The sequence below is a fragment of the Streptomyces sp. NPDC047117 genome (assembly GCF_040643545.1).
Taxonomy (GTDB): Bacteria; Actinomycetota; Actinomycetes; order Streptomycetales; family Streptomycetaceae; genus Streptomyces.
Genome location: NZ_JBEYUN010000020.1, coordinates 78,760 through 101,039, shown reverse-complemented (window position 1 = coordinate 101,039; position 22,280 = coordinate 78,760). Strand labels below are relative to the sequence as shown.

General features: G+C 72.8%; 20 protein-coding genes. 7 read left to right on the top strand and 13 right to left on the bottom strand.

Features of this window, described 5'->3' with window-relative positions:
• Positions 1-70: 70 nt before the first annotated feature.
• The 3 genes from ald (at position 71) to ABZ840_RS30905 (ending at position 4,795) form a co-directional block, all read left to right on the top strand.
• Complete coding sequence (gene ald, locus ABZ840_RS30915) at positions 71-1,186, top strand: alanine dehydrogenase (protein ID WP_361565050.1); 1,116 nt, start codon at positions 71-73, stop codon at positions 1,184-1,186.
• A gap of 124 nt (positions 1,187-1,310) precedes the next feature.
• On the top strand, positions 1,311-2,681 hold the full coding sequence (locus tag ABZ840_RS30910) for an aspartate aminotransferase family protein (RefSeq protein ID WP_361565047.1): 1,371 nt from the start codon (positions 1,311-1,313) through the stop codon (positions 2,679-2,681).
• A gap of 572 nt (positions 2,682-3,253) precedes the next feature.
• Positions 3,254-4,795, top strand: a complete 1,542-nt coding sequence (locus ABZ840_RS30905) for an amino acid permease (RefSeq protein ID WP_361565044.1) — start codon at positions 3,254-3,256, stop codon at positions 4,793-4,795.
• 32 nt (positions 4,796-4,827) lie between these two features.
• Here ABZ840_RS30905 and secD read toward each other — a convergent pair whose 3' ends face one another.
• The 7 genes from secD to argC all read right to left on the bottom strand — a co-directional run bounded on the left by secD (position 4,828) and on the right by argC (position 12,961).
• Positions 4,828-7,188: a protein translocase subunit SecD gene (gene secD, locus ABZ840_RS30900; protein WP_361565041.1), complete on the bottom strand. Its 2,361-nt coding sequence runs from the start codon at positions 7,186-7,188 to the stop codon at positions 4,828-4,830.
• Positions 7,189-7,374: 186 nt separating this feature from the next.
• Positions 7,375-7,770, bottom strand: a complete 396-nt coding sequence (locus tag ABZ840_RS30895; protein ID WP_361565038.1) for a hypothetical protein — start codon at positions 7,768-7,770, stop codon at positions 7,375-7,377.
• A 302-nt stretch (positions 7,771-8,072) separates the two neighbouring features.
• Positions 8,073-8,612: an arginine repressor gene (locus ABZ840_RS30890; protein WP_361565035.1), complete on the bottom strand. Its 540-nt coding sequence runs from the start codon at positions 8,610-8,612 to the stop codon at positions 8,073-8,075.
• An 8-nt stretch (positions 8,613-8,620) separates the two neighbouring features.
• Positions 8,621-9,844 carry an acetylornithine transaminase gene (locus ABZ840_RS30885; protein ID WP_361565032.1) on the bottom strand — a complete coding sequence of 408 codons (1,224 nt, stop codon included), beginning with the start codon at positions 9,842-9,844 and terminating at the stop codon, positions 8,621-8,623.
• Complete coding sequence (gene argB / locus ABZ840_RS30880; protein WP_361565029.1) at positions 9,841-10,788, bottom strand: acetylglutamate kinase; 948 nt, start codon at positions 10,786-10,788, stop codon at positions 9,841-9,843. Before argB ends, ABZ840_RS30885 begins: the two co-directional genes overlap by 4 nt.
• The gene (gene argJ / locus ABZ840_RS30875) at positions 10,785-11,936 is read right to left on the bottom strand and encodes a bifunctional glutamate N-acetyltransferase/amino-acid acetyltransferase ArgJ (protein WP_361565026.1); all 1,152 of its coding nucleotides are present in this window, start codon (positions 11,934-11,936) and stop codon (positions 10,785-10,787) included. The genes argB and argJ overlap by 4 nt, the downstream gene beginning before the upstream one ends.
• Entirely contained in the window at positions 11,933-12,961 is a 1,029-nt protein-coding gene (gene argC, locus ABZ840_RS30870) for an N-acetyl-gamma-glutamyl-phosphate reductase (protein WP_361565023.1), read from the bottom strand. The genes argJ and argC overlap by 4 nt, the downstream gene beginning before the upstream one ends.
• A gap of 158 nt (positions 12,962-13,119) precedes the next feature.
• On the opposite strand from argC, the gene ABZ840_RS30865 reads away from it, so the two are divergent.
• Entirely contained in the window at positions 13,120-13,875 is a 756-nt protein-coding gene (locus tag ABZ840_RS30865; RefSeq protein ID WP_361565020.1) for a VOC family protein, read from the top strand.
• Between the two features lie 119 nt (positions 13,876-13,994).
• Here the strand turns inward: ABZ840_RS30865 and ABZ840_RS30860 are convergent, their stop codons facing one another.
• Positions 13,995-14,888: an NADP-dependent oxidoreductase gene (locus tag ABZ840_RS30860; protein ID WP_361565230.1), complete on the bottom strand. Its 894-nt coding sequence runs from the start codon at positions 14,886-14,888 to the stop codon at positions 13,995-13,997.
• Positions 14,889-14,967: 79 nt separating this feature from the next.
• On the opposite strand from ABZ840_RS30860, the gene ABZ840_RS30855 reads away from it, so the two are divergent.
• Together ABZ840_RS30855 and ABZ840_RS30850 are read left to right on the top strand one after the other, a co-directional pair.
• The gene (locus tag ABZ840_RS30855) at positions 14,968-15,579 is read left to right on the top strand and encodes a helix-turn-helix domain-containing protein (RefSeq protein ID WP_361565017.1); all 612 of its coding nucleotides are present in this window, start codon (positions 14,968-14,970) and stop codon (positions 15,577-15,579) included.
• Positions 15,580-15,674: 95 nt separating this feature from the next.
• The gene (locus ABZ840_RS30850) at positions 15,675-16,598 is read left to right on the top strand and encodes an LLM class F420-dependent oxidoreductase (RefSeq protein WP_361565014.1); all 924 of its coding nucleotides are present in this window, start codon (positions 15,675-15,677) and stop codon (positions 16,596-16,598) included.
• 59 nt (positions 16,599-16,657) lie between these two features.
• Here the strand turns inward: ABZ840_RS30850 and ABZ840_RS30845 are convergent, their stop codons facing one another.
• Both ABZ840_RS30845 and ABZ840_RS30840 read right to left on the bottom strand, forming a co-directional pair.
• Positions 16,658-17,983, bottom strand: coding sequence for a bifunctional class I SAM-dependent methyltransferase/N-acetyltransferase (locus tag ABZ840_RS30845; protein ID WP_361565012.1), 1,326 nt, complete (start codon positions 17,981-17,983; stop codon positions 16,658-16,660).
• 255 nt (positions 17,984-18,238) lie between these two features.
• Positions 18,239-19,462: a beta-ketoacyl-ACP synthase II gene (locus tag ABZ840_RS30840; protein ID WP_361565010.1), complete on the bottom strand. Its 1,224-nt coding sequence runs from the start codon at positions 19,460-19,462 to the stop codon at positions 18,239-18,241.
• A 262-nt stretch (positions 19,463-19,724) separates the two neighbouring features.
• Here ABZ840_RS30840 and ABZ840_RS30835 point away from each other — a divergent pair, with 262 nt between their 5' ends.
• Positions 19,725-20,684, top strand: coding sequence for a D-2-hydroxyacid dehydrogenase family protein (locus ABZ840_RS30835; RefSeq protein ID WP_361565008.1), 960 nt, complete (start codon positions 19,725-19,727; stop codon positions 20,682-20,684).
• 39 nt (positions 20,685-20,723) lie between these two features.
• Here ABZ840_RS30835 and ABZ840_RS30830 read toward each other — a convergent pair whose 3' ends face one another.
• The 3 genes from ABZ840_RS30830 to ABZ840_RS30820 form a co-directional block, all read right to left on the bottom strand.
• A complete protein-coding gene (locus ABZ840_RS30830) occupies positions 20,724-21,293 on the bottom strand; it encodes a histidine phosphatase family protein (RefSeq protein ID WP_361565006.1) in 570 nt (189 codons plus the stop codon).
• Positions 21,294-21,345: 52 nt separating this feature from the next.
• Positions 21,346-21,861 carry a GNAT family N-acetyltransferase gene (locus ABZ840_RS30825; RefSeq protein ID WP_361565003.1) on the bottom strand — a complete coding sequence of 172 codons (516 nt, stop codon included), beginning with the start codon at positions 21,859-21,861 and terminating at the stop codon, positions 21,346-21,348.
• Positions 21,862-21,931: 70 nt separating this feature from the next.
• On the bottom strand, positions 21,932-22,129 hold the full coding sequence (locus tag ABZ840_RS30820) for a DUF1918 domain-containing protein (RefSeq protein ID WP_361565000.1): 198 nt from the start codon (positions 22,127-22,129) through the stop codon (positions 21,932-21,934).
• Positions 22,130-22,280: the final 151 nt, after the last annotated feature.

Here is a 22,280-nt window from a genome sequence, read left to right as displayed (position 1 = left end):
GCCGCCGCCCCGGACACCGAGAGTCGCCGGGCGCGCTTGCCGCGCCCGCCCCTACCGATGGGAGTTCTTCGTGAAGATCGGAATCCCGCGCGAGATCAAGAACCACGAGTACCGCGTGGCCATCACCCCCTCGGGCGTGCACGAGCTGGTCCGCCACGGCCACTCCGTGTACGTCGAGCAGGGCGCCGGCGACGGCTCCTCGATCCCGGACGCCGAGTACGCCGCGGCCGGCGCCACCGTCCTGCGGGACGCCGATCAGGTGTGGGCCACCGCCGACATGATCCTGAAGGTCAAGGAGCCGGTCGCCGAGGAGTACCACCGCATGCGCGAGGGGCAGCTGCTCTTCACGTACCTGCACCTGGCCGCCTCCAAGGAGTGCACGGAGGCGATGCTGGAGTCCGGGATCACCGGAGTCGCGTACGAGACCGTGCAGCCCGCGGACGGCTCGCTGCCGCTGCTGTTCCCGATGTCGGAGGTCGCGGGCCGGCTGGCGCCGCAGGTCGGCGCGTACCACCTGATGCGCGCGGCGGGCGGCCGCGGCGTCCTGATGGGCGGCGTCTCCGGCACCTCCCCCGCCAAGGTCGTGGTCGTCGGCGCGGGCGTCTCCGGTATGAACGCGGTGGCCGTGGCCACCGGCATGTGGGCCGACGTCACGCTGCTGGACCTGAACATCGAGAAGCTGCGCGCCGCCGACCGGATGTACCAGGGCCGGATCCGGACCGTCGCCTCCAACGCCTTCGAGCTGGAGCGGGCGGTCCTGGAGGCGGACCTGGTCATCGGCGCGGTACTGGTGCCCGGCGCCCGCGCCCCCAAGCTGATCAGCAACGACCTGGTCTCCCGGATGAAGGAGGGCTCGGTACTGGTCGACATCGCCATCGACCAGGGCGGCTGCTTCGAGGACTCGAAGCCGACCACCCACGCCGACCCGACGTACCAGGTCCACGACTCGGTCTTCTACTGCGTCGCCAACATGCCGGGCGCGGTGCCCAACACCTCCACCCACGCGTTGACCAACGTGACCATGCCCTACGTCCTAGCCATCGCCGACAACGGCCTCGCCGCCGCGGCCGCCGCCGATCCCGCCGTCAAGCGCGGCATCAACGTGCTCGGCGGCCAGCTCACCTACCAGCCGGTGGCCGAGGCGCACGACCTGAAGTACGTGGACGTGGACGAGGTCCTCGTCTGAGGCGCGCCGCGGGCCCGCCCGTTCCCTCGCGCCGCGGGCCCGCCACCGCAAACCCGTCCGAACCACTCTCCTCCCCTCCGCTCCTCTCCGCTCTCCTCCCCTCTCCTCCCCCGGAAGGATCACCGTGAGCACCGAACACTCCTTGCGCGCCAAGGCACAGGCCCACCTCGGCCAGCACTTCACCCGCAACGACGTCTGGCAGGACGAAGGACTGCCGGTGTTCGTCCGCAGCGAGGGCTGCCACCTCTACGACGAACAGGGCCGCCGCTTCCTGGACGGCCTGGCCGGACTCTTCTGCGTCAACATGGGCCACGGCCGCGGCGACATCGTGGCCGCCGCCACCAAGCAGATGGAGACGCTGCCGTACTCCACCAACTGGGGCGCCGCGCACCCGCCGGCCGTGGAGGCGGCGAGCCTGATCGCGGACCTGGCGCCCGGCGACCTGAGCGTCACCTGGTTCGTCAACTCCGGCTCGGAGGCCGTGGAGACGGCCATCAAGTTCGCCCGGCAGTACCACCGGAGCCAGGGCGCCCCCGAGCGTACGAAGATCATCAGCCGGCACATGGCGTACCACGGTGTGACGCTCGGCGCCCTGTCGGTGACCGGGCTGCCCAAAATCCGCGACCCGTTCCAGCCCCTGCTGCCCGGCATCCGGCACGTCCCCCACACGCTCGGCTTCACCGGCGACTGCGGCCCGGCGGACGAGCTGGACTGCGTACGCGCCATCGAGCAGGCCATCGTCGAAGAAGGCCCGGAGACGGTCGCCGCGGTCTTCGCCGAGCCGGTGCAGAACGGCCGCGGCGCGCTGGTCCCGCCGGACGGGTACTGGCGCGAGCTGCGCCGGATCTGCGACACGTACGGCGTACTCCTGGTCGCCGACGAGGTCATCTGCTCGTTCGGGCGGCTCGGCGAATGGTTCGGCAGCGGGCACTTCGGCGCCGTGCCCGACATGATCACCTTCGCCAAGGGGTCGACCTCGGGGTACGCGCCGCTGGGCGGCATGATCGCCCGGGAGCCGCTGGTGCGCGGCCTGTTCGAGTCCCCGCAGGGCGGTACGTTCACGCACGGCGCGACCTGGGGCGGCCACCCGGTCTCCACGGCGGTCGCGGTCGCCAACATCACCGCGATGCGGGACGAGAACGTCCTCGGCAACGTCCGCACGCTCGGCCCCGAACTGCGCGCCGGACTGGAGGCCATCAAGGACCGGTACCGCGTGGTGAAGGACGTACGCGGCATGGGCTTCTTCTACGCGGTCGAGCTGATGGCCGACCGCGAGACGGGCCGCGAGCTGACCGAGGCGGAATCGCAGAAGGTGCTGCGCGAGGTACTGCCGACCGCCTTCCGCCGCACGGGCGTCATCCTCCGCCCCGACGACCGCGGCGCGACCATGCTGATGATCTCGCCCCCGCTGATCGCCGACCGCGAGGTACTCGGAGAACTGCTCTCGGGCGTCGACGTCATGATGGCGGACGTCCAGCGAGCGGTGCTGGGGTAGCGGGGGGCTGCCTAGGGGGCTGGACCGGCGGCGGGGGCTGGGCGGAGGGCCTGGGCCGGCGCTACGGGCGTACGGGGTCGGCGCCATCGGCGTACGGCTGACGCCACGGGCGCGCCGGCTGGGCAGCTCGGGCAGCTCAGCCCCGACGCCGCGGCGTATACGTGGCGGCTCGAACACCCCCGTCCCCCCAGCAGGGGGTTACCCAAAGAAGGCGGCGCGAACGCCCGGGTCCCTCAACAGCGCCGGCCCCTTCCCACATCCGCCGCGGCGCATACGTGGCGGCTCGAACACCCCCGTCCCCCCAGCAGGGGGTTACCCAAAGGAGGGGGCGCGGAAGCATCGGGGTTACCCAAGGGAGGCGGTGCGGACACGCCCGCCTCCCTCGGCGCAGCCCTCCCCTTGGTGTGCGCGAAAACGATCATCGTGCAATGCCGATGCAACACGCGCGTCATGCGCGCGTTCTAGGCTCCCCTCTGGTACCGCGATATCGCTGGTTTCTGGCGCTTTCTCCGGAGTTCACCGGGCGGCCATCATCCCCGACAATGCCGATCACCCGAGGAAAGGGCGTCTCCGTGGGAGAGAAAAACACCGAAGCCACCGAAAACGCGGGGCTGCGCGGTGAACTGAAACAACGCCATATGCGGCTCATCGCCCTCGGCGGTGTCATCGGCGCGGGGCTCTTCGTCGGCAGCGGCGTGGTCATCGAGGACGCCGGACCGGCCGCGATCATCTCGTTCATGCTGGCCGGCGGGCTGGTCATCCTGGTCATGCGGATGCTCGGCGAAATGGCGGTGGCCCGTCCCTCGGTCGGCTCCTTCTACGCGTACGCACGCCTCGCCCTGGGCAATTGGGGCGGATTCACCATCGGCTGGCTCTACTGGTATTTCTGGGTGAACGTGGTGGCGCTGGAAGCCGTCGCCGGCGCGAGTCAGCTGCACGTCTGGCTGCCGGGCATTCCACTCTGGGTCATCAGCCTCTGCCTGATGGTCATCCTCACCGCGGTCAACATGTTCTCGGTGAAGTCCTTCGGGGAGTTCGAGTACTGGTTCTCCTCCATCAAGGTCGCCGCCATCACCGTATTTCTCGTCCTCGGCCTGGTATTCGTCCTCGGAATGTGGCCCGGTGCGCACGCCGACGTATCGAACCTGACCGCGCATCAGGGATTCGCGCCGCACGGCATCGGTCCGGTGCTCGCCGCCGTCATTCCCGCGGTCGGTTTCTTCACCGGTGCCGAGATCGCCGCGCTGGCGGCATCGGAGTCCAGCGAGCCGCGCCGCAACGTCGCCAAGGCCACCAACTCCGTCGTCCTGCGCGTGCTGCTCTTCTACGTCGGCTCGATCTTCCTGGTCATCGCGATCGTGCCGTGGAACAAGCCGGACGTGGCCGACGGCCCGTACGTCGCGGCGCTCCAGGAGATCGGTATCCCCTCCGCCGGCACCCTCATGCGGATCCTCGTACTGGTCGCCGTGCTCTCCTCGCTCAACGCGGGCCTCTACAGCGCCTCCCGCATCGTCTTCGCGCTCACCCGGAACGGCGACGCGCCGCGCGGCCTGACCAAGCTCAGCAAGCGGGGCGTGCCGCGCCGCGCGATCCTCCTCGCGACCACCCTCGGCTATGTCTCGGTGATCATCGCGTACGTCTCGCCGGACGCCGTCTTCTCCTTCATCGTGCACTCCTACGGAGCGGTGGCCCTCTTCGTGTACCTGCTCGTCGCCCTCTCTCAGCTGCGGCTGCGCCGCCGCCTGGAGCGCGAGGACCCGGAATCGCTCCAGCTGCGGATGTGGTGGTATCCGTACCTGAGCTGGTTCACGGTGGCCGCGATGACGGTGGTGATCGTCACGATGGCCGTGCTGCCCTCCACCCGTATGGACTTCGCGGCCAGCGCCGTCACGCTCGTGGTCGTGCTCGCGGCGTACGGCGTGCGCGCGTACCGGCGGCGCGGCCGGGGCGGACCCGCCGCCGGAGCGCCGGCCGGGACCCCGACCGACGCCCCGGATACGGGCGCCACGGAGACGGCCGCCACGAGGGCGGGCGTCACGGGGACCGGCGCCACAGCGGTATCGGCACTGGAGGCCGAGACCCCCGCCCCTGAAGCAGAGGTGCCCCGCCCCTGAGGCGGACCACCTCACCGCTGTCTTCCGTACGGCTACACCACCGCGCCCGTGTCGTCCGTGCGGCCCGCGCCCGCTCGACGGCGCGGGCCGGTCAGGGACGGCGCGGGTCCGCGGCGCGTGACCGGCCGGGGCGGCGGCGCCGCGCTGCGGGCCTCCAGGGAGATGGCCAGCGGCATGGCCGTGAACAGCGACGAGTACGTGCCGACGCCGATGCCGATCAGCAGCGCCACCGCGAAGTCGGTGAGCGTGTCCCCGCCCAGGAACGCCAGCGCGGCCAGGATCAGGACGGCGCCGATGCCGGTGTTCACCGTGCGCGGCAGGGTCTGCAGGATCGCGGAGTTGGCGACCCGGTCGAACCGGGCCCTGCGGTTCGCGCCCCACAGCTCGCGCACCCGGTCGAAGACCACGACGGAGTCGTTGACGGAGTACCCGATGACGGTGAGCAGCGCCGCCAGGAACACGCCGTCGACGGGCTTGCCCAGCCAGGCGAAGACGCCGACGAGGATCAGCACGTCGTGCGCCATGGCGGCCACCGCGGAGGTGCCGAACGTCCAGCGGAAACGGACCGCGAGGTAGCCGAGCTGGGCGAGCAGCGCCACGCCGAGGGCGATCAGCGCGTTGCGGCGCAGTTCGTCCCCCAGGCTCGGACCGACCAGTTCGTCCCGTACCTTCTCGGTCTTCCCGCCGAGCCCGGCGACGGCGGCCCGGACCTCGCCCTCCTGCGCGGCGGTCAGCTTCTCGGTGCGTACGGTGAGGCCGCCGTCGCCCGAGGAGTTCACGACGGCGCGCGGGAAGCCGGCGTCGGCGAGCGCCGTGCGGGCCGCTCCCGGGTCCACCCGGGTGGCGGTGGTGTACTCGACCATCCGGCCGCCGGTGAACTCCACGCCGAATTCCAGGCCGCGCAGTCCGATGCCGCCGGCGGCGAGGACGAGGACGAGCGCGGAGCCGGCGAGCCAGCGGCGCCGGTGGCGCATCAGGTCGGGCGAGCGGCGGGTGAGCCAGGTGCGCACCCGGCCCTCGTTCGCCAGTCCGGTGATCCGCGGCGCGGCCCGTACGAGGTCCCGGCCGACGGCGAATTCGGCGAGGACGCGGGTGACGACCAGTGCGCTGATCATCGAGGCGAGGACGCCGATGGAGAGGGTGACGCCGAAGCCGCGTACCGGCCCGGAGGCGAAGAAGAACAGCAGTCCTGCGGCGAGCAGGGTGGTGATGTTGGAGTCGGCGACGGCGCTGAAGGCGTTGCGGAAGCCGGCGGTGAGGGCGGTGCGGATGTTCGGCCGCGCGCCGTTGTCCGCGCTGCCGCGCCGCTTCTTCTTGCGTCCGGCCGCGTACTCCTCCCTGGCCCGTTCGAAGACGAGGACGTTGGCGTCGACGGCCATGCCGATGGCGAGTACGAAGCCGGCCAGGCCGGGGAGGGTGAGCGTGGCGCCGAGCGCCAGCAGCGCGGCGTAGGAGATCAGCGCGTAGCAGGCCAGGGCGAGCGCGGCGAGGGCGCCGAGCAGCCGGTAGACGACGATGATGAAGAGCGCGGTGAGGGTGATGCCGATGACCGCGGCCCGGGCGCTGGCCTCGATGGCGTCGGCGCCGAGCGTCGGCCCGACGGTCCGCTGTTCGACCAGCTCGACGGGGACGGGCAGCGCGCCGCCCTTGATGAGCAGCGCGAGGTCCTGGGCCTCCTGCTGGGTGAAGCCGCCGGTGATCTGGGTGGCGCCGCCGGTGATGCCGGTGCCGCAGGCCACCGACTCGTTCACCTGCGGAGAGGAGATGACCTTGTCGTCGAGGACGATGGCGGCGCGGCGGGCCGGGTCGCCCACCGGGTTGCAGGCGGCCTCCCCGGTGAGTTTCGCCCACTTGCGTTCGCCGTCGCCGCGCAGGTCGACGCTGACGAACCAGCCGCTGCCGCCCTCGGCGTCGAAGCCGGCCTCGGCGCCGTCGACCTGCTCACCGGTCAGCGCGGCCGGGCCGATGCGCAGCGGCTGTCCGGACTCGTCGCGCAGAGTGCGTTCGTCCTTGGGCCCCTGCTCCCGGGAGTCGGCCGGTTCGGTGCCGTGTACGGGGTGGAAGGTGAGCTGGGCGGTGCGGCCGAGGACCTGGGCGGCCTCGCGCGGGTCCTGGACGCCGGGGAGTTCGACGACGATGCGGTTCTCGCCGGAGCGGGCGAGGTTCGGTTCGGAGACGCCGAGGCCGTCGACGCGGCGGCGCAGGACTTCCAGGGTGCGTTCGGTGGCCTCCCGGCCGGCCTTCGTGGTGGGTGTGTCCCGGGTCTCCAGGACCATCTGGGTGCCGCCGCGCAGGTCGAGTCCGAGGCGTGGCGACTGGGTCAGGGTCAGGTAGAGCGACAGGGCGAGGACGGCGAGCGCGAGCAGCGCGCGCAGCCTCGAAGCGCGGTTCATGGGCGGGTGCCTCCAACAGGCGGTCGCGCCGGTGGCGTACGGGCGCGACGGGGATCCGTGCCGGTACGCGATTGCGTGCGGGCACGGCGGTGGACACCGCGGCCGTTCCGTACGGGCGCGGCGGGGGGCACGGCGGACGCCGCCCCGGCCGGTGGCCGGGTCAGGGTGTGCCGTGGTGGGAGGTGTTCACCTGTTGGAGAGGGGCGGGGCGCGGGCCGGCCGGAGGCCCGCCGAGAACTGCTGCCGGTCGGTGGTGTCCCCGCGTACCGGCAGCCAGGACAGGGCCCGCGGCCGGGGCGCGGCGTGGCCGGCCGGGCCGAGGCCCGGGACCGGGTGTGCCACGTGCTGTTCGGCCGGCGCGGTGCGGCCGGTGGTGCGCAGGACGGCGTGCAGGTTCGCGGGGTACGCGGAGCCGTCGTGCGCGTGCGGGGGTCCCGCCGGGTGCGCCGCGGCGTACGGGGTGCCGTCCGCGTACGGGGCCGTGGTGGCGGCCGTCGCGGTGGGGCTGAGCCCGCCGAGGACGAGCGCGAGGACCGCGAGCAGTGCCCGCAAGGCGTCCGCCGGCCGCATCCGCCGGTCCATGCCACTGCCTCCCGTCCGCCCCGCCGCCCGGACAGCGGCCTGATCGCCGCACCCGGACGGGTGTCCGGCACACTCTGCCACGACCGGACGGTTTTCGAGAGCCTCCGGTGGTGGCCGGTTCCTTGCAGGGCTTCCGGTGACGGCCGGTACGCCTGGACGGCCTCCGGTGACGGCCGGTTCTTCGGGGGCCCGCCGGACACGCCGGTGTGGTGAGGCGCGAGCGCCCGCGGGTACGCGAACGGCCCGCCCCCGAGGGGCGGGCCGTGGTGCGCCGGGCTCGGCCGTACGTGGGCCGGGCCGGGTCAGCCGTTCTTCTGGGCCAGGCGGAGGAGGTGGTCGGCGAGTGCCTGGCCGCCGTCCGGGTCGCGGCTGATCAGCAGCAGGGTGTCGTCGCCGGCGATGGTGCCGAGGATGACGTGCAGTTCGGCCTGGTCGATGGCCGAGGCGAGGAACTGGGCCGCGCCGGGCGGGGTGCGCAGCACCACCAGGTTCGCCGACGCCTCCGCGGAGATGAGCAGCTCGCCGGAGAGGCGGCGCATCCGCTCCTCCTTGGCCGACTCGCCCAGTGGCGCCTTGGGGGTGCGGAAGCCGCCCTCGCTGGGCACCGCGTAGATCAGCTCACCGTTGGTGTTGCGGATCTTCACCGCGCCCAGCTCGTCCAGGTCGCGGGAGAGCGTCGCCTGGGTGACGCTCAGCCCGTCGTCGGACAGCAGCTTGGCCAGCTGGCTCTGCGACCTCACCGGCTCGCGGTTGAGGATGTCCACGATCCGGCGGTGCCGGGCGGTCCGGGTCTGCGGCACGGCGGGGCCGTGCAGCGAATCGTTGTCCTGCGCCTCGGTCATCGTCTCTGTCAGTCTCCGGCTCGTCGTTCCCCGTCGGCCGCCTCGACGGCCGCGTCGAGGACGCCGGGGAGTTTCTGGAGGAACGTGTCCACTTCAGCGTCGGAGACGATCAGCGGCGGCGCGAGCCGGACCACGTCCGGTGCGACGGAGTTCACCAGGAGCCCTGCGTCCTGTGCGGCCTGCTGCACCTTCGGCGCGTGCGGCCCGCTCAAGACGATACCCAGCAGCAGGCCCGCACCGCGGACCGAGCCGACGAGCGGGTGTTCCAGCGCCTCGATCCCGGCCCGCAGCCGCTCCCCGGCCTGCTTCACGTGGTCCAGCAGCCCGTCCGCCTCGATGGTGTCCAGGACGGCCAGCGCGGCGGCGCAGACGACCGGGTTGCCGCTGAAGGTGGAGCCGTGCGCGCCGGGGGTGAGCAGCTCGGCGGCCTTGCCGTACGCGAGGGTGGCGCCGATCGGCAGACCGCCGCCCAGGCCCTTGGCGAGGGTGATGATGTCGGCGTCGACGACGCCCTGGGCCTGGGATTCCAGCCAGTGCCCGGTCCGGCCGATGCCGGTCTGGATCTCGTCCAGGACGAGCAGGGTGCCGGTGGCACGGGTGATCTCGCGGGCGGCCCGGAGGTAGCCGTCCGGGGGCACGACGACGCCGTTCTCGCCCTGGAGGGGTTCCAGGATGACGAAGGCGGTGTCGGTGGTGACGGCGGCCTTCAGTGCCTCGGTGTCGCCGTACGGGACGTACGTGACGTCGCCGGGCAGCGGCCGGAAGGGGTCCTGCTTGGCGGGCTGGCCCGTCAGCGCGAGGGAGCCCATCGTGCGGCCGTGGAAGCCGCCGACGGTGGAGACGACGTGGGTGCGTCCGGTGAGCCGGCCGATCTTGAAGGCGGCCTCGTTGGCCTCGGCGCCGGAGTTGGAGAAGTACACCCGTCCCGGACGGCCGCCGGCGATCCGCAGCAGCCGCTCGGCGAGGGCCACGGTGGGCTCGGCGACGAAGAAGTTCGAGACGTGGCCGAGGGTGGCGACCTGGTCGGAGACCGCGCGGACGAGGGCCGGGTGCGCGTGGCCGAGTGCGTTGACCGCGATGCCGCCGAGGAAGTCCAGGTACTCGGCGCCGTCGGCGTCCCACACCTTGGTGCCCTCGCCGCGCACCAGCGGGATGCGGGGCGTGCCGAAGTTGTCCATCATGGCGCCCTGCCAGCGCTGGGTGAGGTCCGTGTTGCTCGCGCCGTCCGTCATGCCGTTGCCCCCTCGTCCGTGTCGTTCTTTGCGTCCGGCAGGACCATCGTGCCGATGCCCTCGTCGGTGAAGATCTCCAGCAGGATGGAGTGCTGGACGCGCCCGTCGATCACCCGGGCGGTGTGCACGCCGTTGCGTACCGCGTGCAGGCAGCCGCGCATCTTGGGCACCATGCCGCTGGCCAGGTCCGGCAGGAGTTTCTCCAGCTGGGTGGCGGTGAGCCGGGAGATGACCTCGTCGCTGTGGGGCCAGTCCTCGTACAGGCCCTCGACGTCGGTGAGGACCATCAGCGTCTCGGCGTTCAGCGCGGCGGCCAGCGCGGCGGCGGCGGTGTCGGCGTTGACGTTGTAGACGTGGCCGTCGTCCGCGCTGCGGGCGACGGAGGAGATCACCGGGATCCGGCCGTCGTCGAGCAGGGCCTGGACGGCGCCCGGGTCGATGGCGGAGATCTCGCCGACCCGGCCGATGTCCACCAGCTCGCCGTCGATGTCGGCGTAGTGCTTGGTGGCGGTCATCAGGTGGGCGTCCTCGCCGGTCATGCCGACGGCGAGCGGCCCGTGCTGGTTGAGCAGCCCGACCAGCTCCCGCTGGACCTGCCCGGCGAGCACCATCCGGACGACGTCCATGGCCTCGGGCGTGGTGACCCGCAGCCCGCCCTTGAACTCCGACTCGATGCCGAGCGCGTCGAGCTGCTTGCTGATCTGCGGGCCGCCGCCGTGCACGACGACGGGGCGCAGTCCGGCGTGCCGCAGGAAGACGACGTCCTGCGCGAAGGCGGCCTTCAGCTCCTCGTCGATCATGGCGTTGCCGCCGAACTTGATGACGACGGTCTTGCCGTGGTGCCGGGTGAGCCAGGGCAGCGCCTCGATGAGGATGCGGGCCTTGGGCAGCGCGGTGTGCTTGCGGGTGGCCCCCGAACCTGCGGGGGTGGGCTGCTCGCTCATGAGGAGTACGCGCTGTTCTCGTGGACGTAGTCGGCGGTGAGGTCGTTGGCCCAGATGACGGCGGACTCGGATCCGGCGGCGAGGTCGGCGGTGATCTTGACCTCCCGGTAGCGCATGTCGACCAGGTCGCGGTCCTCCCCCACCGAGCCGTTCTTGCAGACCCAGACGTCGTTGATCGCGACGTTCAGCCGGTCCGGCTCGAAGGCGGCGGAGGTGGTGCCGATGGCGGAGAGCACCCGGCCCCAGTTCGGGTCCTCGCCGTGGATGGCGCACTTCAGGAGGTTGTTCCGGGCGATGGACCGGCCGACCTCGACGGCGTCGTCCTCGCTCGCGGCGTTGATCACCTCGATGCGGATGTCCTTGCTGGCGCCCTCGGCGTCACCGATGAGCTGCCGCGCGAGGTCGTCGCAGACCTCCCGTACGGCCTCGGCGAACTCGTCGAACGCCGGGGTGGTGCCGGACGCGCCCGAGGCGAGCAGCAGCACGGTGTCGTTGGTCGACATGCAGCCGTCGGAGTCCACCCGGTCGAAGGTCGTACGGGTCGCGGACCGCAGCGCCTTGTCCAGGTCGGCCGCCGGTACGTCGGCGTCGGTGGTCAGCACGACGAGCATGGTGGCCAGTCCCGGCGCGAGCATGCCCGCGCCCTTGGCCATGCCGCCGACGACCCAGCCGCCGCGCTCGGCGACCGCGGTCTTGTGGACGCTGTCGGTGGTCTTGATCGCGATGGCGGCCTTCTCGCCGCCGTGCGGGCTCAGCTCACCGGCCGCCTTCTCGACGCCGGGGAGCAGCTTGTCCATGGGCAGCAGCTCGCCGATCAGGCCGGTCGAGCAGACCGCGACCTCTCCGGCGCTCTGCCCGAGCACCTCGGCGACCTTCTCGGCGGTCGCGTGGGTGTCCTGGAAGCCCTTCGGGCCGGTGCACGCGTTCGCTCCGCCGGAGTTCAGCACGACGGAGCCGAGCTGCCCGGCCTTGAGGACCTGCTGGGACCAGAGGACCGGCGCCGCCTTGACGCGGTTGGCGGTGAAGACGCCGGCGGCGGCCAGTCGCGGGCCGTTGTTCACCACGAGGGCGAGGTCCGCGTTCCCGTTCTCCTTGATCCCGGCGGCGATGCCCGCCGCCGTGAATCCCTTGGCTGCCGTAACCGTCACGGCGCGACTCCGATCGTGGAAAGTCCCGTGTCCTCGGGGAGCCCGAGGGCGATGTTCATGCTCTGTACGGCGCCGCCGGCCGTACCCTTCGCGAGGTTGTCGATCGCGCAGATCACGATGATCCGGCCGGCGGCGGCGTCGTACGCGACCTGGAGGTGCGCGGCGTTCGAGCCGTACACGGCGGCCGTGGCGGGCCACTGGCCCTCGGGCAGCAGCCGCACGAAGGGCTCGTCGCCGAAGGCCTTCTCGTACGCGGCGCGCAGGTCCTCCGCGGTCAGGCCCGGCCTGGCCTTGGCCGTGCAGGTGGCGAGGATGCCGCGGGGCATCGGCGCGAGGGTCGGCGTGAAGGACACGCTGACCGGCTCGCCGGCCGCGGCGCTGAGGTTCTGGATCATCTCGGGGGTGTGCCGGTGCACGCCGCCCACGCCGTACGGGCTCATCGACCCCATGACCTCGGAGCCGAGCAGGTGCGGCTTGGCCGCCTTGCCCGCGCCCGAGGTGCCGGACGCCGCGACGATCACGGCCTCCGGCTCGGCCAGTCCCGCCGCGTACGCCGGGAACAGCGCGAGGGAGACGGCGGTGGGGTAACAGCCCGGGACGGCGATGCGCTTGGACCCCTCCAGCGCCGCGCGCGCCCCGGGAAGCTCCGGCAGGCCGTACGGCCAGGTACCGGCGTGCGGGGAGCCGTAGAACTTCTCCCAGTCCGCCGCGTCCGTCAGCCGGAAGTCGGCGCCGCAGTCCACGACCAGCACGTCCGGGCCCAGCTCCTCGGCCACGGCCGCCGACTGCCCGTGCGGCAGCGCGAGAAAGACGACGTCGTGCCCGGCCAGCGCCTCGGTGGTGGTCTGCTCCAGCACCCGGTCCGCCAGTGGCAGCAGGTGCGGCTGGAGCGCGCCGAGTCGCTGTCCCGCGTTGGAGTTCCCGGTCAGCGCCCCGATCTCGACCTCGGGGTGCGCCAGCAGCAGACGCAGGACTTCCCCGCCCGCATATCCGCTGGCCCCGGCCACCGCCGCTCGTACAGTCATCGAATCCTCCTCATCGATGGCATGACTATACGGACCAGTGAAGTTTTATGCAACGCGGTCATGCGATGCGGCTGTGCATGCGACCGTGCATCCTGGGGTTGATCACCGTTCGGCAACGGCCGGACGACCTCGTGGAGCGGGTCCATAGCATCGCCGGCATGGCACTGCGACCGGTCAACGTGAACATCAAGGCCCTCGATGACGCGGCGGTCGGCCGCTTCTGGGCGGAGGCGCTCGGCTGGGGCGTGTCCAGCGAGGGGCCCGGCGTGACCAACGTGGAACCGGGCGGCGACTTCGTCTGGCCGGACCCCACCGCCCTCTGCCTCGACGTCGTCACCGTCCCGGAACCCAAGACCCCGGCGAAGAACCGCGTGCACCTCGATCTCGCCACCACCTCGGCGGCCCAGCAGGCGGAGTGGGTAGAGCACCTGAAGGCGCTCGGTGCGACGCCCGTCGACGTGGGCCAGGGCGACGTGCCGTGGACGGTCCTCGCCGACCCCGAGGGCAACGAGTTCTGCGTACTGGAGCCCCGGGAGACCTACCGGGACACCGGGCCGGTCGCCGCGGTGGTGATCGACTGCGTGGATCCGCGCGCCATGGCCCGGTTCTGGGGCGAGGCGATGGACTGGGCCCTCCACGAGGTGACCGACGAGCGGGCAGTACTGCGCTCCGCCGAGGGCGTCGGCCCGTATCTGGAGTTTCTCCGCGCGCCCGGCGGGAAGACCGTGCCCGACCGCGTGCACATCGACCTGCTGCCCTACCCCGGCGACGACGAGGCGGCGGAGGTGGCCCGGCTGCGCGCCCTCGGCGCCACCGCCCTCGACCTCGGCCAGGGCGACGTCCCGTGGACCTGCCTGACCGACCCGGAGGGCCACGAGTTCTGCGTCCTCGCCCCCGCGGCCAAGCCCGAGTGACGCCCGCCCCGGCACGCGATCCCCGCGCGGTCGGCGCCGCCCCCCTGATTCCGCCCGGGGGCGACGCCGACCGGCTTTCCAGCGACGTCGGCCCGCTGTCGAGCGACGACGGCCGGCTTTCAGATGACGATGACCCGGCGCCCGCGGGTGTGACCGGCCCGGCTGTCGATGTGCGCCGCCGCTGCCTCGGCGAGTGAGTACGTCTTCTCGACCGGGATGTGGAGTTTTCCGCGTGAGATGAGGGCGGCGGCCTCGGCGAGCGCGTCCGGCACGCTCCCGGCCACGCCGGAGAAGCGCACCCCGAGGTCCGGCGCTCCGAGGTCGGCGATGGAGACCACCTTCCGCGGATCCCCGGTCAGCTCGACGAGCTCGCGGATCACGCCCGAGCCGGCCAGATCGAGGGCCGCGTCGACGGGACCGAGCCGCCGTACGCGCTCGGTCCAGCCCTCGCCGTACGTCGTGGCGTGGGCGCCCAGGCTCCGCAGATAGTCCTGGTTCGCGGCCCCGGCCGTGCCGATCACCGTGATGCCGCGGTCGCGGGCGATCTGCAGCACCGCCGACCCGACTCCCCCGGACGCCCCGCTGACCAGCAGCGTCTGCCCCGGCCGCACGCCGACCTCGCGGATGATGCGCAGCGCGGTCTCCACCACGGAGGGGTACCCGGCCGCCTCCTCGAAGGTCAGGCCCTCGGGCATCCGGGCCCAGGCCGACAGCACGGCGAACTCGGCATAGGTGCTCGCCCCCTCGCCGAACACGTGGTCGCCGACCTCGATCCCTTCGACGCCCTCGCCGATCTCGTCCACCACCCCGGCGGCGTCCAGCCCGACCCCCGAGGGCAGCTCGGTCGGATGGGCCCCCAGGATTTGGCCTTCACGGATCCGCCAGTCGACGGGGTTCACGCCCGCCGCCCGCACGGCGATGCGTACCTGACCGGGGCCCGCGTGGGGCTCCTCGGCGGCTATCAGTCGCAGCACGTCCGGACCGCCGAACTCGGCGAAGCTCACCTTCTTCATGTTCTTCATGCGGCCGACCGTAACACTAACGGTTAGCTTTTCGGAGCAGTTCTTGTTTTGCATTTGGTAGCGTCAAGGCATGACCGAGCCGCCCGGACGCCGTGAGCGCAAGAAGGCCGCGACCCGCCAGAAGATCGCCGACGCCGCCCTGCGGCTCTTCCTGGAACGCGGCTACGACGCGGTGGGCATCCGTGAGGTGGCCGCCGAGGCCGACGTGGCCGTGACCACGCTCTTCTCCCACTTCGCCTCGAAAGAGGCCCTGGTCTTCGAGCAGGACGAGAACTTCGAGCAACGGCTCACGCAGGCGGTCACCGGCCGGGCGTCGCACGAGCCGCTCGTCCCCGCGCTGCGCCGCGAGATCCACGCCATGGTGCGCCACTGCACCGCGGACGGCGCCGTCCCGGTCCGGCGCCTGATCGACGAGTCCCGTGCCCTGCGGGAGTACGAGGATTCGATGCGGCTGCGCCACGCCGAGTCCCTCGCGGCGGCCATCGCCGACGACCCCGGCCTGTCGCCGACCTCGACGGCCGGCCGGGCAATCGCGAGGTTCGTGATCGACGCCTACGCGCTGGCCCGGGAGGCAGCCGACCCGGAGGCCGCGGTGGACGAGGTCTTCCGGATGATCGAGGCGGCCTGGGAGGTCGCCGCCCCCTCCGAAAACTCCACCGGCCTTACGTCGTCCGCCACTTGACGGCCGCAGCCGCTCGCCGGCCGGGTTCGCATGACCGACAGGCAACGTTCACGTACGGGCGGAATGGGCGGTCGGCCGGGGACGGTTCCCGGTACATGACAGTGGGAGTAGCACTCAACGCGACCGATACCGACAACCAGATCGACGCCTCCGTACGGCTGGCCGAGGAGGCCGCAGCCGCGGGGCTGCGTTCCGCCTGGTTCGGGCAGACCTTCGGCGCCGACTCGCCGCAGCTCGCGGCGATCGCCGGGCGCGCGGTGCCCGGCCTCCAGGTGGGCACGTCCGCGATCCCCGTCTTCGGACGCCACCCCCTGACCGTCGCCGGCCAGGCCCTCACCGCGCAGGCCGCCACGCACGGCCGCTACCACCTCGGACTCGCGCTGGGCACCAAGTTCCTGACCGAGGGGGGCTTCGGCCTCCCCTTCGAGCGCCCCGTCGCCCGGCTGCGCGAATTCCTCACCGCGCTCCGGCAGTTGACCGAGACCGGCACCGCCGACTTCCACGGCGAGCTGCTCACCGCCGCCACCCCGATCCCCGCCCGCGTCCCCGGCGCCGACGCGGGCGTACCCGTGCTCGTCGCCGCGATGGGGCCGCAGGCGCTGCGGGCCAGCGGCGAACTGGCGGACGGGATCCTGCCGTACCTCGCCGGTCCGCGTGCCCTGGCCGAGCACATCGTCCCGGCCGTCACCGCGGCGGCGGAGGCCGCCGGCCGGCCCGCGCCCCGCATCGTGGCGCTGGTGCACGGCGTGGTCACCGACGACGTGGACGCCGTACGCGAGAAGGCCACCGAACAGCTCGCCTTCTACGAGCAGATCCCCTCCTACGCCCGGGTCATCGAGCTGTCCGGCGGCAAGCGGGCCGTCGACGCCGCGGTGATCGGCGACGAGCGGACGGTCGCCGAGGAGGTACGGCGCTACCGCGACGCCGGGGTGACCGAGGTGGTCTTCGCCGGCACGGAGATCGCCGGGGACGCCGACCGGCTCCGCACCTGGGACCTCCTGGGGTCGCTGGCGGGCTGAGCGGCGCAGCCGGGTCCCGTGGCCGGCGGACTGCCGGCCACGGGACCCGGTCATACGGGTCAGCCCCCGAGGGCAGCCGGGTACTGGATCACTCCGCCGGGAACCGGCCGGGCCGCATCCAGGGGGAGGGCCATCATCGCCTCGTCCGGCACCTCGAACGGCGCCCTGATGCCCCAGCGGGAGGCGGGCGCGAAACCGAACCTGGGGTAGTACTCCGGATGCCCCAGGACCAGCACCACGTGCTCCCCCGCCTCGCGAGCGGCTTCCAGCGCGGCCCGGATCACGGCCGAGCCGGCGCCTCGGCGCTGGTGGGCGGGGAGCACCGCGACGGGCGCGAGCGCGAGCGCGGGGTGGCCGTCGACGTGGCAGCGGGTGAGCAGCGCGTGTCCGGCGAGCGTGCCGTCGGGCGCCTGAGCCACCATCGACAGGCCGTCGAGCCACGCACCGGGATCGGCGCGCAGCGCGTCGACGATGCCGGCCTCCTCCGGGGTGGGGAAGGCGGCGAGGTTGATCTCGCGGACGGCTGCGGCGTCGCCGGGGGCTTCGGCGCGCGTGCTCCAGACGGGGGTCTCCGTAGAGGTCATGGTGTTTCCCTTCTCGGGCCGGGGGCGCAGGACGTACGCCGCGTACCGGTACTCGTGGCCGTGCTCGCGGCGCAGGGCGATCTCCTCGCGGGCGCCGGCGAGGGCCCGATCCATGCCGGGCCGGTCCGGGTCGGCGGCGGCGATCCGCTCGGCGAGCGGGTCGTAGTACTCCGCCCACCAGTCGCTGTCCGGCTGCGGAAGATGGGCGACCACCCGGTGGCCGGCGGCCTCGGCGAGCGCGGCGTTCTCCGCCGCGGTGCGCAGCGGGTACGCGGCGTCCCAGAAGGCCCGTACCGCCGGGCAGGGGTCGGCGCGGGACCACTCGGGCTCGGTGACGACCAGGGCGCCGCCCGGTGCCAGGAGCCGGCGCCAGCCGCGCAGCGCGGCCTCGAAGCCGATGACGTACGCGGAGCCCTCGGCCCAGATCAGGTCGAAGGTGTGGTCGGGGAAGGGCGGGCGGTCCATCGAGCAGTTGACGGTGGTGACGCGCGCGTCCAGGCCGCGCCGGGCAGCGGCGGCGGTCAGCTCGTCGAGGAAGGGCTGGTGCAGGTCGACGCAGGTGACGTGCGCGCCGGCCTCGGCGGCCAGCAGCAGCGCGGAACGGCCGGTGCCGCAGCCCAGGTCCAGTACGCGCGGGCGCTCCGGCAGCGGCCCCGCCAGCCGGAACAGCCGGCGGGTGGTGCCGTCCGACCCGGGGCCCTGCCTGGGCAGCCCGTGGTGCAGCGCGAAGAACGCCTCGGTGACGGCATCGGAAGAAGCGGACTCGTCGGAGGACGAGAATTCGGAAAAAGCTGAGGACAACGTGGAAACCCTTGTGATCAGGGTCCCGGTACGCACGGAGGCGTGCCCGGCGGCACCGGTGGGGTGGCGCGGGTCAGGCCGGGACCCGGGAAGTGAGGATGGCCCGGGCGCCGCGCACAGCGGCGGTCTCCACGACAGTCATCAACTCACCTCCTCGTCACTCGGTACCGTCACTCGGTCTGCCGGCCGACGGTAGCACGCGCCCCGGTGACCCGGCCGGGAATTGTGCCGGGCTCCGGGGCGCGTGGACCGCTGTCAGGGCGCCGGGGTGAAGACCAGCGACGCGTTGTGGCCGCCGAAGCCGAAGGAGTTGGTCAGGGCGGCGGGTACGGCGGTGCGGCGCGCTGCGCCGGTCACGATGTCCAGCTTCACCTCCGGGTCGAGGGTGTCGACGTTGAGGGTGGCCGGGACGACGCCGTCGCGTACCGCGAGGATCGTCGCGAGCGCGCCGAGGGAGCCGGCGGCGCCGAAGAGGTGGCCGGTCATCGACTTGGTCGCGGTGACGGCCGGGTGGGTGCCCACCGCCTCCGTGACCGACTGCGCCTCGGCCAGGTCGCCCTTGGGCGTGGACGTCGCGTGGGCGTGCACGAGCCCGATGTCCTGCGGCGCGAGCCCGGCCTCGGAGAGCGCCCGGCGCATGGCGCGGACCTGGCCCTCGGGGTGGGCGGCCGTGATGTGGAAGGCGTCCGAGGTGACGCCGGCCCCCGCGAGGGTGGCGTGCGCGCGGGCGGCCCGGGCGGCGGCGAACCCGGCGCGTTCCAGGACGACCACGGCGGCGCCCTCGCCGATGACGAAGCCGTCGCGGTCCACGTCGAAGGGGCGGGATGCGCGCTGCGGCTCGTCGTTGCGGGTCGAGTGCGCCTTGGCCTGCGCGAATCCCGCCATCGTCAGCGCGCAGACGCACGCCTCGGCGCCGCCCGCCACGACCACGTCGGCGCGGCCGAGCCGAATCAGGTCCGCGCCCATGGCGATCGCCTCGGCGCCGGACGCGCAGGCGCTGACGGGGGTGTGGGCGCCGCCGCGGGCGCCGAGTTCGATGCTGACCCAGGCGGCGGGGCCGTTCGCCATCAGCATCGGCACGGTGTGCGGCGACACCCTGCGGACCCCGGAGGCCTCCAGCACGTCGTCCTGGCCGAGCATGGTCAGCGCGCCGCCGGTGCCCGTGCCGATCACCACGGCCAGCCGCTCGGGGTCGACGTCGGGCGTGCCCGCGTCGGCCCACGCCTCGCGCGCCGCGACCAGCGCGACCTGCTCGCAGCGGTCCATCCGGCGGGCCTGCACCCGGTCCAGCGTCTCGGACGGTTCGGCCGCGAGCCGGCCCGCGATCCGCCCGGGCAGCTGCGCCGCCCACTCCTCCTCGATCGGCCCGATGCCGGACCGGCCGGCCAGCATCGCGTTCCAGGTCGACACGGCGTCCCCGCCGAGCGGTGTCGTGGCCCCCAGGCCGGTGACCAGAACGTTGTCGGTGTCCACACTCATGGGCGCACCCTCTTTGTCGTAGAGATACAACAACCGGCCGCGCGATCGACGGTCCGACCGCGTGGCAGATCGCCAGGTCACCCGCAACTGTGCCAGTGAGTTGTCGATAATCCAGGTGCCATGATCGACGGAGTCTCGCGGTCAGCCCTTGTAAGGTTCACCCAAAGCCGGGAACGAATCCGACAGGTATGCCGGAGGGGCGCGGGGTCCGGTGGGAGAGACTGGGCGGAACGCGGCCGGTGAGCTACAGGAGGGGCGGAAGATGAAGCTGCGGTGTGCGGTGCTCGACGACTACCAGGGGGTCGCGCTGTCCATGGCGGACTGGAGCGCGGTGGCGGACGACGTCGACGTGCGGGTGGTACGCGAGTACATCGGTGACCGGGAGCGGCTCGTCGAGGCGGTCGGGGACTGCGAGATCCTCGTCGTGATGCGCGAACGAACGCCGTTCCCCGCCGAGTTGTTCGCACGGCTGCCCAAGCTGCGGCTGCTGATCACCTCCGGCATGCGCAACGCCTCGATCGACCTGGCGGCGGCAGCCCGGCACGGCGTGACCGTGTGCGGCACGGCCAGCAACACCGAGCCGCCCGTGGAGCTGACCTGGGCACTGCTGCTGGGTCTCGCCCGCGGGGTGGTCCGGGAGAACAACGCGCTACGGGAAGGCGGTCCGTGGCAGAGCACGGTGGGGGCCGACCTGTACGGGCGGCGGCTCGGCCTGCTGGGCCTGGGGAAGATCGGCGCGCGGGTCGCCGCGGTCGGACAGGCCTTCGGGATGGACGTGGCGGCCTGGAGCCAGAACCTCACCGCGGAGCGGGCGGAGGAAGTGGGGGCGCGACGGGCCGGTTCCCTCGAAGAGCTGCTGGAGAGCAGCGACTTCGTCTCGGTGCACCTGGTGCTCGGGGAGCGTACGCGCGGGCTGCTCGGCGAGGCCGAGCTGAAGCGGATGCGGCCGACGGCGTACCTCGTCAACACCTCTCGCGCCGCGATCGTCGACCAGGACGCGCTCGCGACGGCGCTGCGCGAGGGGTGGATCGCGGGAGCCGGGACCGACGTGTTCGACCAGGAGCCGCTGCCCGCCGACCACCCGTACCGCTCGCTCCCGAACCTGCTGGCCACCCCGCACCTGGGCTATGTGACGCGGCGCAACTACGAGGGCTACTTCCAGCAGGCGGTGGAGGACATCGCGGCGTTCGTCGCGGGAGAGCCGGTGCGCCGGCTGGGCTGAGGGCCCGCAGTCCGCTCCCGCCCGTGCGCGGCGAAACGGTCAGGACGACAGCACCAGCGTCCAGCAGTGCGGGTGGCCGTGGAAAGTGGTGACGGAGAGGGGGAGAACGTCCAGGTGCCAGTAGGCGTGGGGCGGGACGCGGAGGGCGTAGATGACGGCGGCGCGGATGACGCCGGGCTCGGCCACGGCGAGGGCGCTGCCGCCGTCGCCGACCGGACGGGTGTCCAGCCAGCCGCCGACGCGGGTGATGAACGCCAGCAGGGACTCGCCCCCGTGCGGCGCCGCACGGGGGTCGGCCAGCCAGGCGTCGACGGCCTGGGGCTCGGCGGCCGCCACGTCACGCAGCGTGCGCCCGCGCCACCGGCCCATGTCGCAGTCCCGTAGGGCGGGCTGGACCAGTGGGGTGAAGCCGAGCAGTTCGCCGGTCTCGCGGCTGCGGGCCGCGGGCGAGCAGTAGCGCAGCTCGGCGGCGGCCAGGGGGCCGAGGGCGGGCGCCGCCCGCTCGACCTCGTGCCACCCCATCGCGTCCAGCGGCCGGTCGTCGTCGAAGCGGGCTTCGAGCAACGAGGAGCTGCGCCCGGCAGCGACCAGCGTGAGGCGAACAGTCATTCGGTGATGGTAAGAGCGCCACCGCCGCTGCGTACCCCCTCAACTCACATATTTACGGGGCAAGTTCGGTATCGACCGCCGGAGTGTGATGTTCCGCCCCGGCGGCGGGCGCGGCGGTCTCGGTGAGGGCGAGCGCCATCCACTTCTCGGGGTCGGTGATCCGCCGGAATCCGATGCGTTCGTACATGCCGTGCGCGTCCTGCGTGGCGAGCATGATCCGGCGCAGCCCGCCGGGCGCGAGGTGGTCGCGGACGGCGGTGGCGAGCGCGGCGCCCAGCCCCTTGCCGCGCGCGGCGCGGTCGACGTAGACGTCACAGAGCCAAGCGAAGGTGGTGTGGTCGGTGACCACGCGGGCGTACCCGGCCTGCCGGCCCGACGCCGTCTCGTACACCCCGAAGTTGAGCGACCCGTCGATCGCCCGGTCCTGGCGCTCGCGGGACCTGCCCAGCGCCCAGTACGCGTCCGTGGCCAGCCAGTGGTGGACCAGGTCGCGGTCCAGGCGGGCGGGGTCGGTGGAGATCTCGTAGCCGTCGGGGGCCGGCAGCTCCGGGCCGGATGCGGTGATCATGGCCGGAGCCTGGCAGACCGACCCGGGGACGTCGAACGGATTTCGCCCGCCGCCCCCGCGCCGGTCACTGTCAGCCGGTCGCCTGGTCCGGGTGCCGTACGACGGTGTCGGGGCCGGGCGACATGATCGTTTCGTGGCCGTCCTCGAAGCGGACGCGGTACGGCGGGGTCCCGCTCTCGCCGAGCACTTCGACCACCTCGGCGACCCGGTCCCGCTGCCCGACGATCCTGCCGTGCACCAGCAATCGGTCGCCCTTTTCAGCGTGCATCAGAGGTGACCTCCACATCCGGATGGTCGGGGTGCGCCCGGACACGCCGGCCGCAGCCAGTCAGGGGCGCGCTGCCGGTACCACTGAGGCCCGCACCCGTACGGCCAGTCTAGGCCCGGCAGCCGTTCCGGGCGCCGGTCGCGACCGGCCA

What these genes read in the sequence shown, in the direction of transcription:
- ABZ840_RS30885 (WP_361565032.1), bottom strand. Translation starts at nt 9,844, where the DNA reads ATGACGGACGGCGCGAGCAACACGGACCTCACCCAGCGCTGGCAGGGC.
- ABZ840_RS30865 (WP_361565020.1), top strand. Translation starts at nt 13,120, where the DNA reads ATGGCACTGCGACCGGTCAACGTGAACATCAAGGCCCTCGATGACGCG.
- secD (WP_361565041.1), bottom strand. Translation starts at nt 7,188, where the DNA reads ATGAACCGCGCTTCGAGGCTGCGCGCGCTGCTCGCGCTCGCCGTCCTC.
- argC (WP_361565023.1), bottom strand. Translation starts at nt 12,961, where the DNA reads ATGACTGTACGAGCGGCGGTGGCCGGGGCCAGCGGATATGCGGGCGGG.
- ABZ840_RS30840 (WP_361565010.1), bottom strand. Translation starts at nt 19,462, where the DNA reads ATGAGTGTGGACACCGACAACGTTCTGGTCACCGGCCTGGGGGCCACG.
- ABZ840_RS30855 (WP_361565017.1), top strand. Translation starts at nt 14,968, where the DNA reads ATGACCGAGCCGCCCGGACGCCGTGAGCGCAAGAAGGCCGCGACCCGC.
- ABZ840_RS30890 (WP_361565035.1), bottom strand. Translation starts at nt 8,612, where the DNA reads ATGACCGAGGCGCAGGACAACGATTCGCTGCACGGCCCCGCCGTGCCG.
- ABZ840_RS30825 (WP_361565003.1), bottom strand. Translation starts at nt 21,861, where the DNA reads ATGATCACCGCATCCGGCCCGGAGCTGCCGGCCCCCGACGGCTACGAG.
- ABZ840_RS30895 (WP_361565038.1), bottom strand. Translation starts at nt 7,770, where the DNA reads ATGGACCGGCGGATGCGGCCGGCGGACGCCTTGCGGGCACTGCTCGCG.
- ABZ840_RS30830 (WP_361565006.1), bottom strand. Translation starts at nt 21,293, where the DNA reads ATGACTGTTCGCCTCACGCTGGTCGCTGCCGGGCGCAGCTCCTCGTTG.
- ABZ840_RS30860 (WP_361565230.1), bottom strand. Translation starts at nt 14,888, where the DNA reads ATGAAGAAGGTGAGCTTCGCCGAGTTCGGCGGTCCGGACGTGCTGCGA.
- ABZ840_RS30820 (WP_361565000.1), bottom strand. Translation starts at nt 22,129, where the DNA reads ATGCACGCTGAAAAGGGCGACCGATTGCTGGTGCACGGCAGGATCGTC.
- ABZ840_RS30850 (WP_361565014.1), top strand. Translation starts at nt 15,675, where the DNA reads ATGACAGTGGGAGTAGCACTCAACGCGACCGATACCGACAACCAGATC.
- argB (WP_361565029.1), bottom strand. Translation starts at nt 10,788, where the DNA reads ATGAGCGAGCAGCCCACCCCCGCAGGTTCGGGGGCCACCCGCAAGCAC.
- ABZ840_RS30835 (WP_361565008.1), top strand. Translation starts at nt 19,725, where the DNA reads ATGAAGCTGCGGTGTGCGGTGCTCGACGACTACCAGGGGGTCGCGCTG.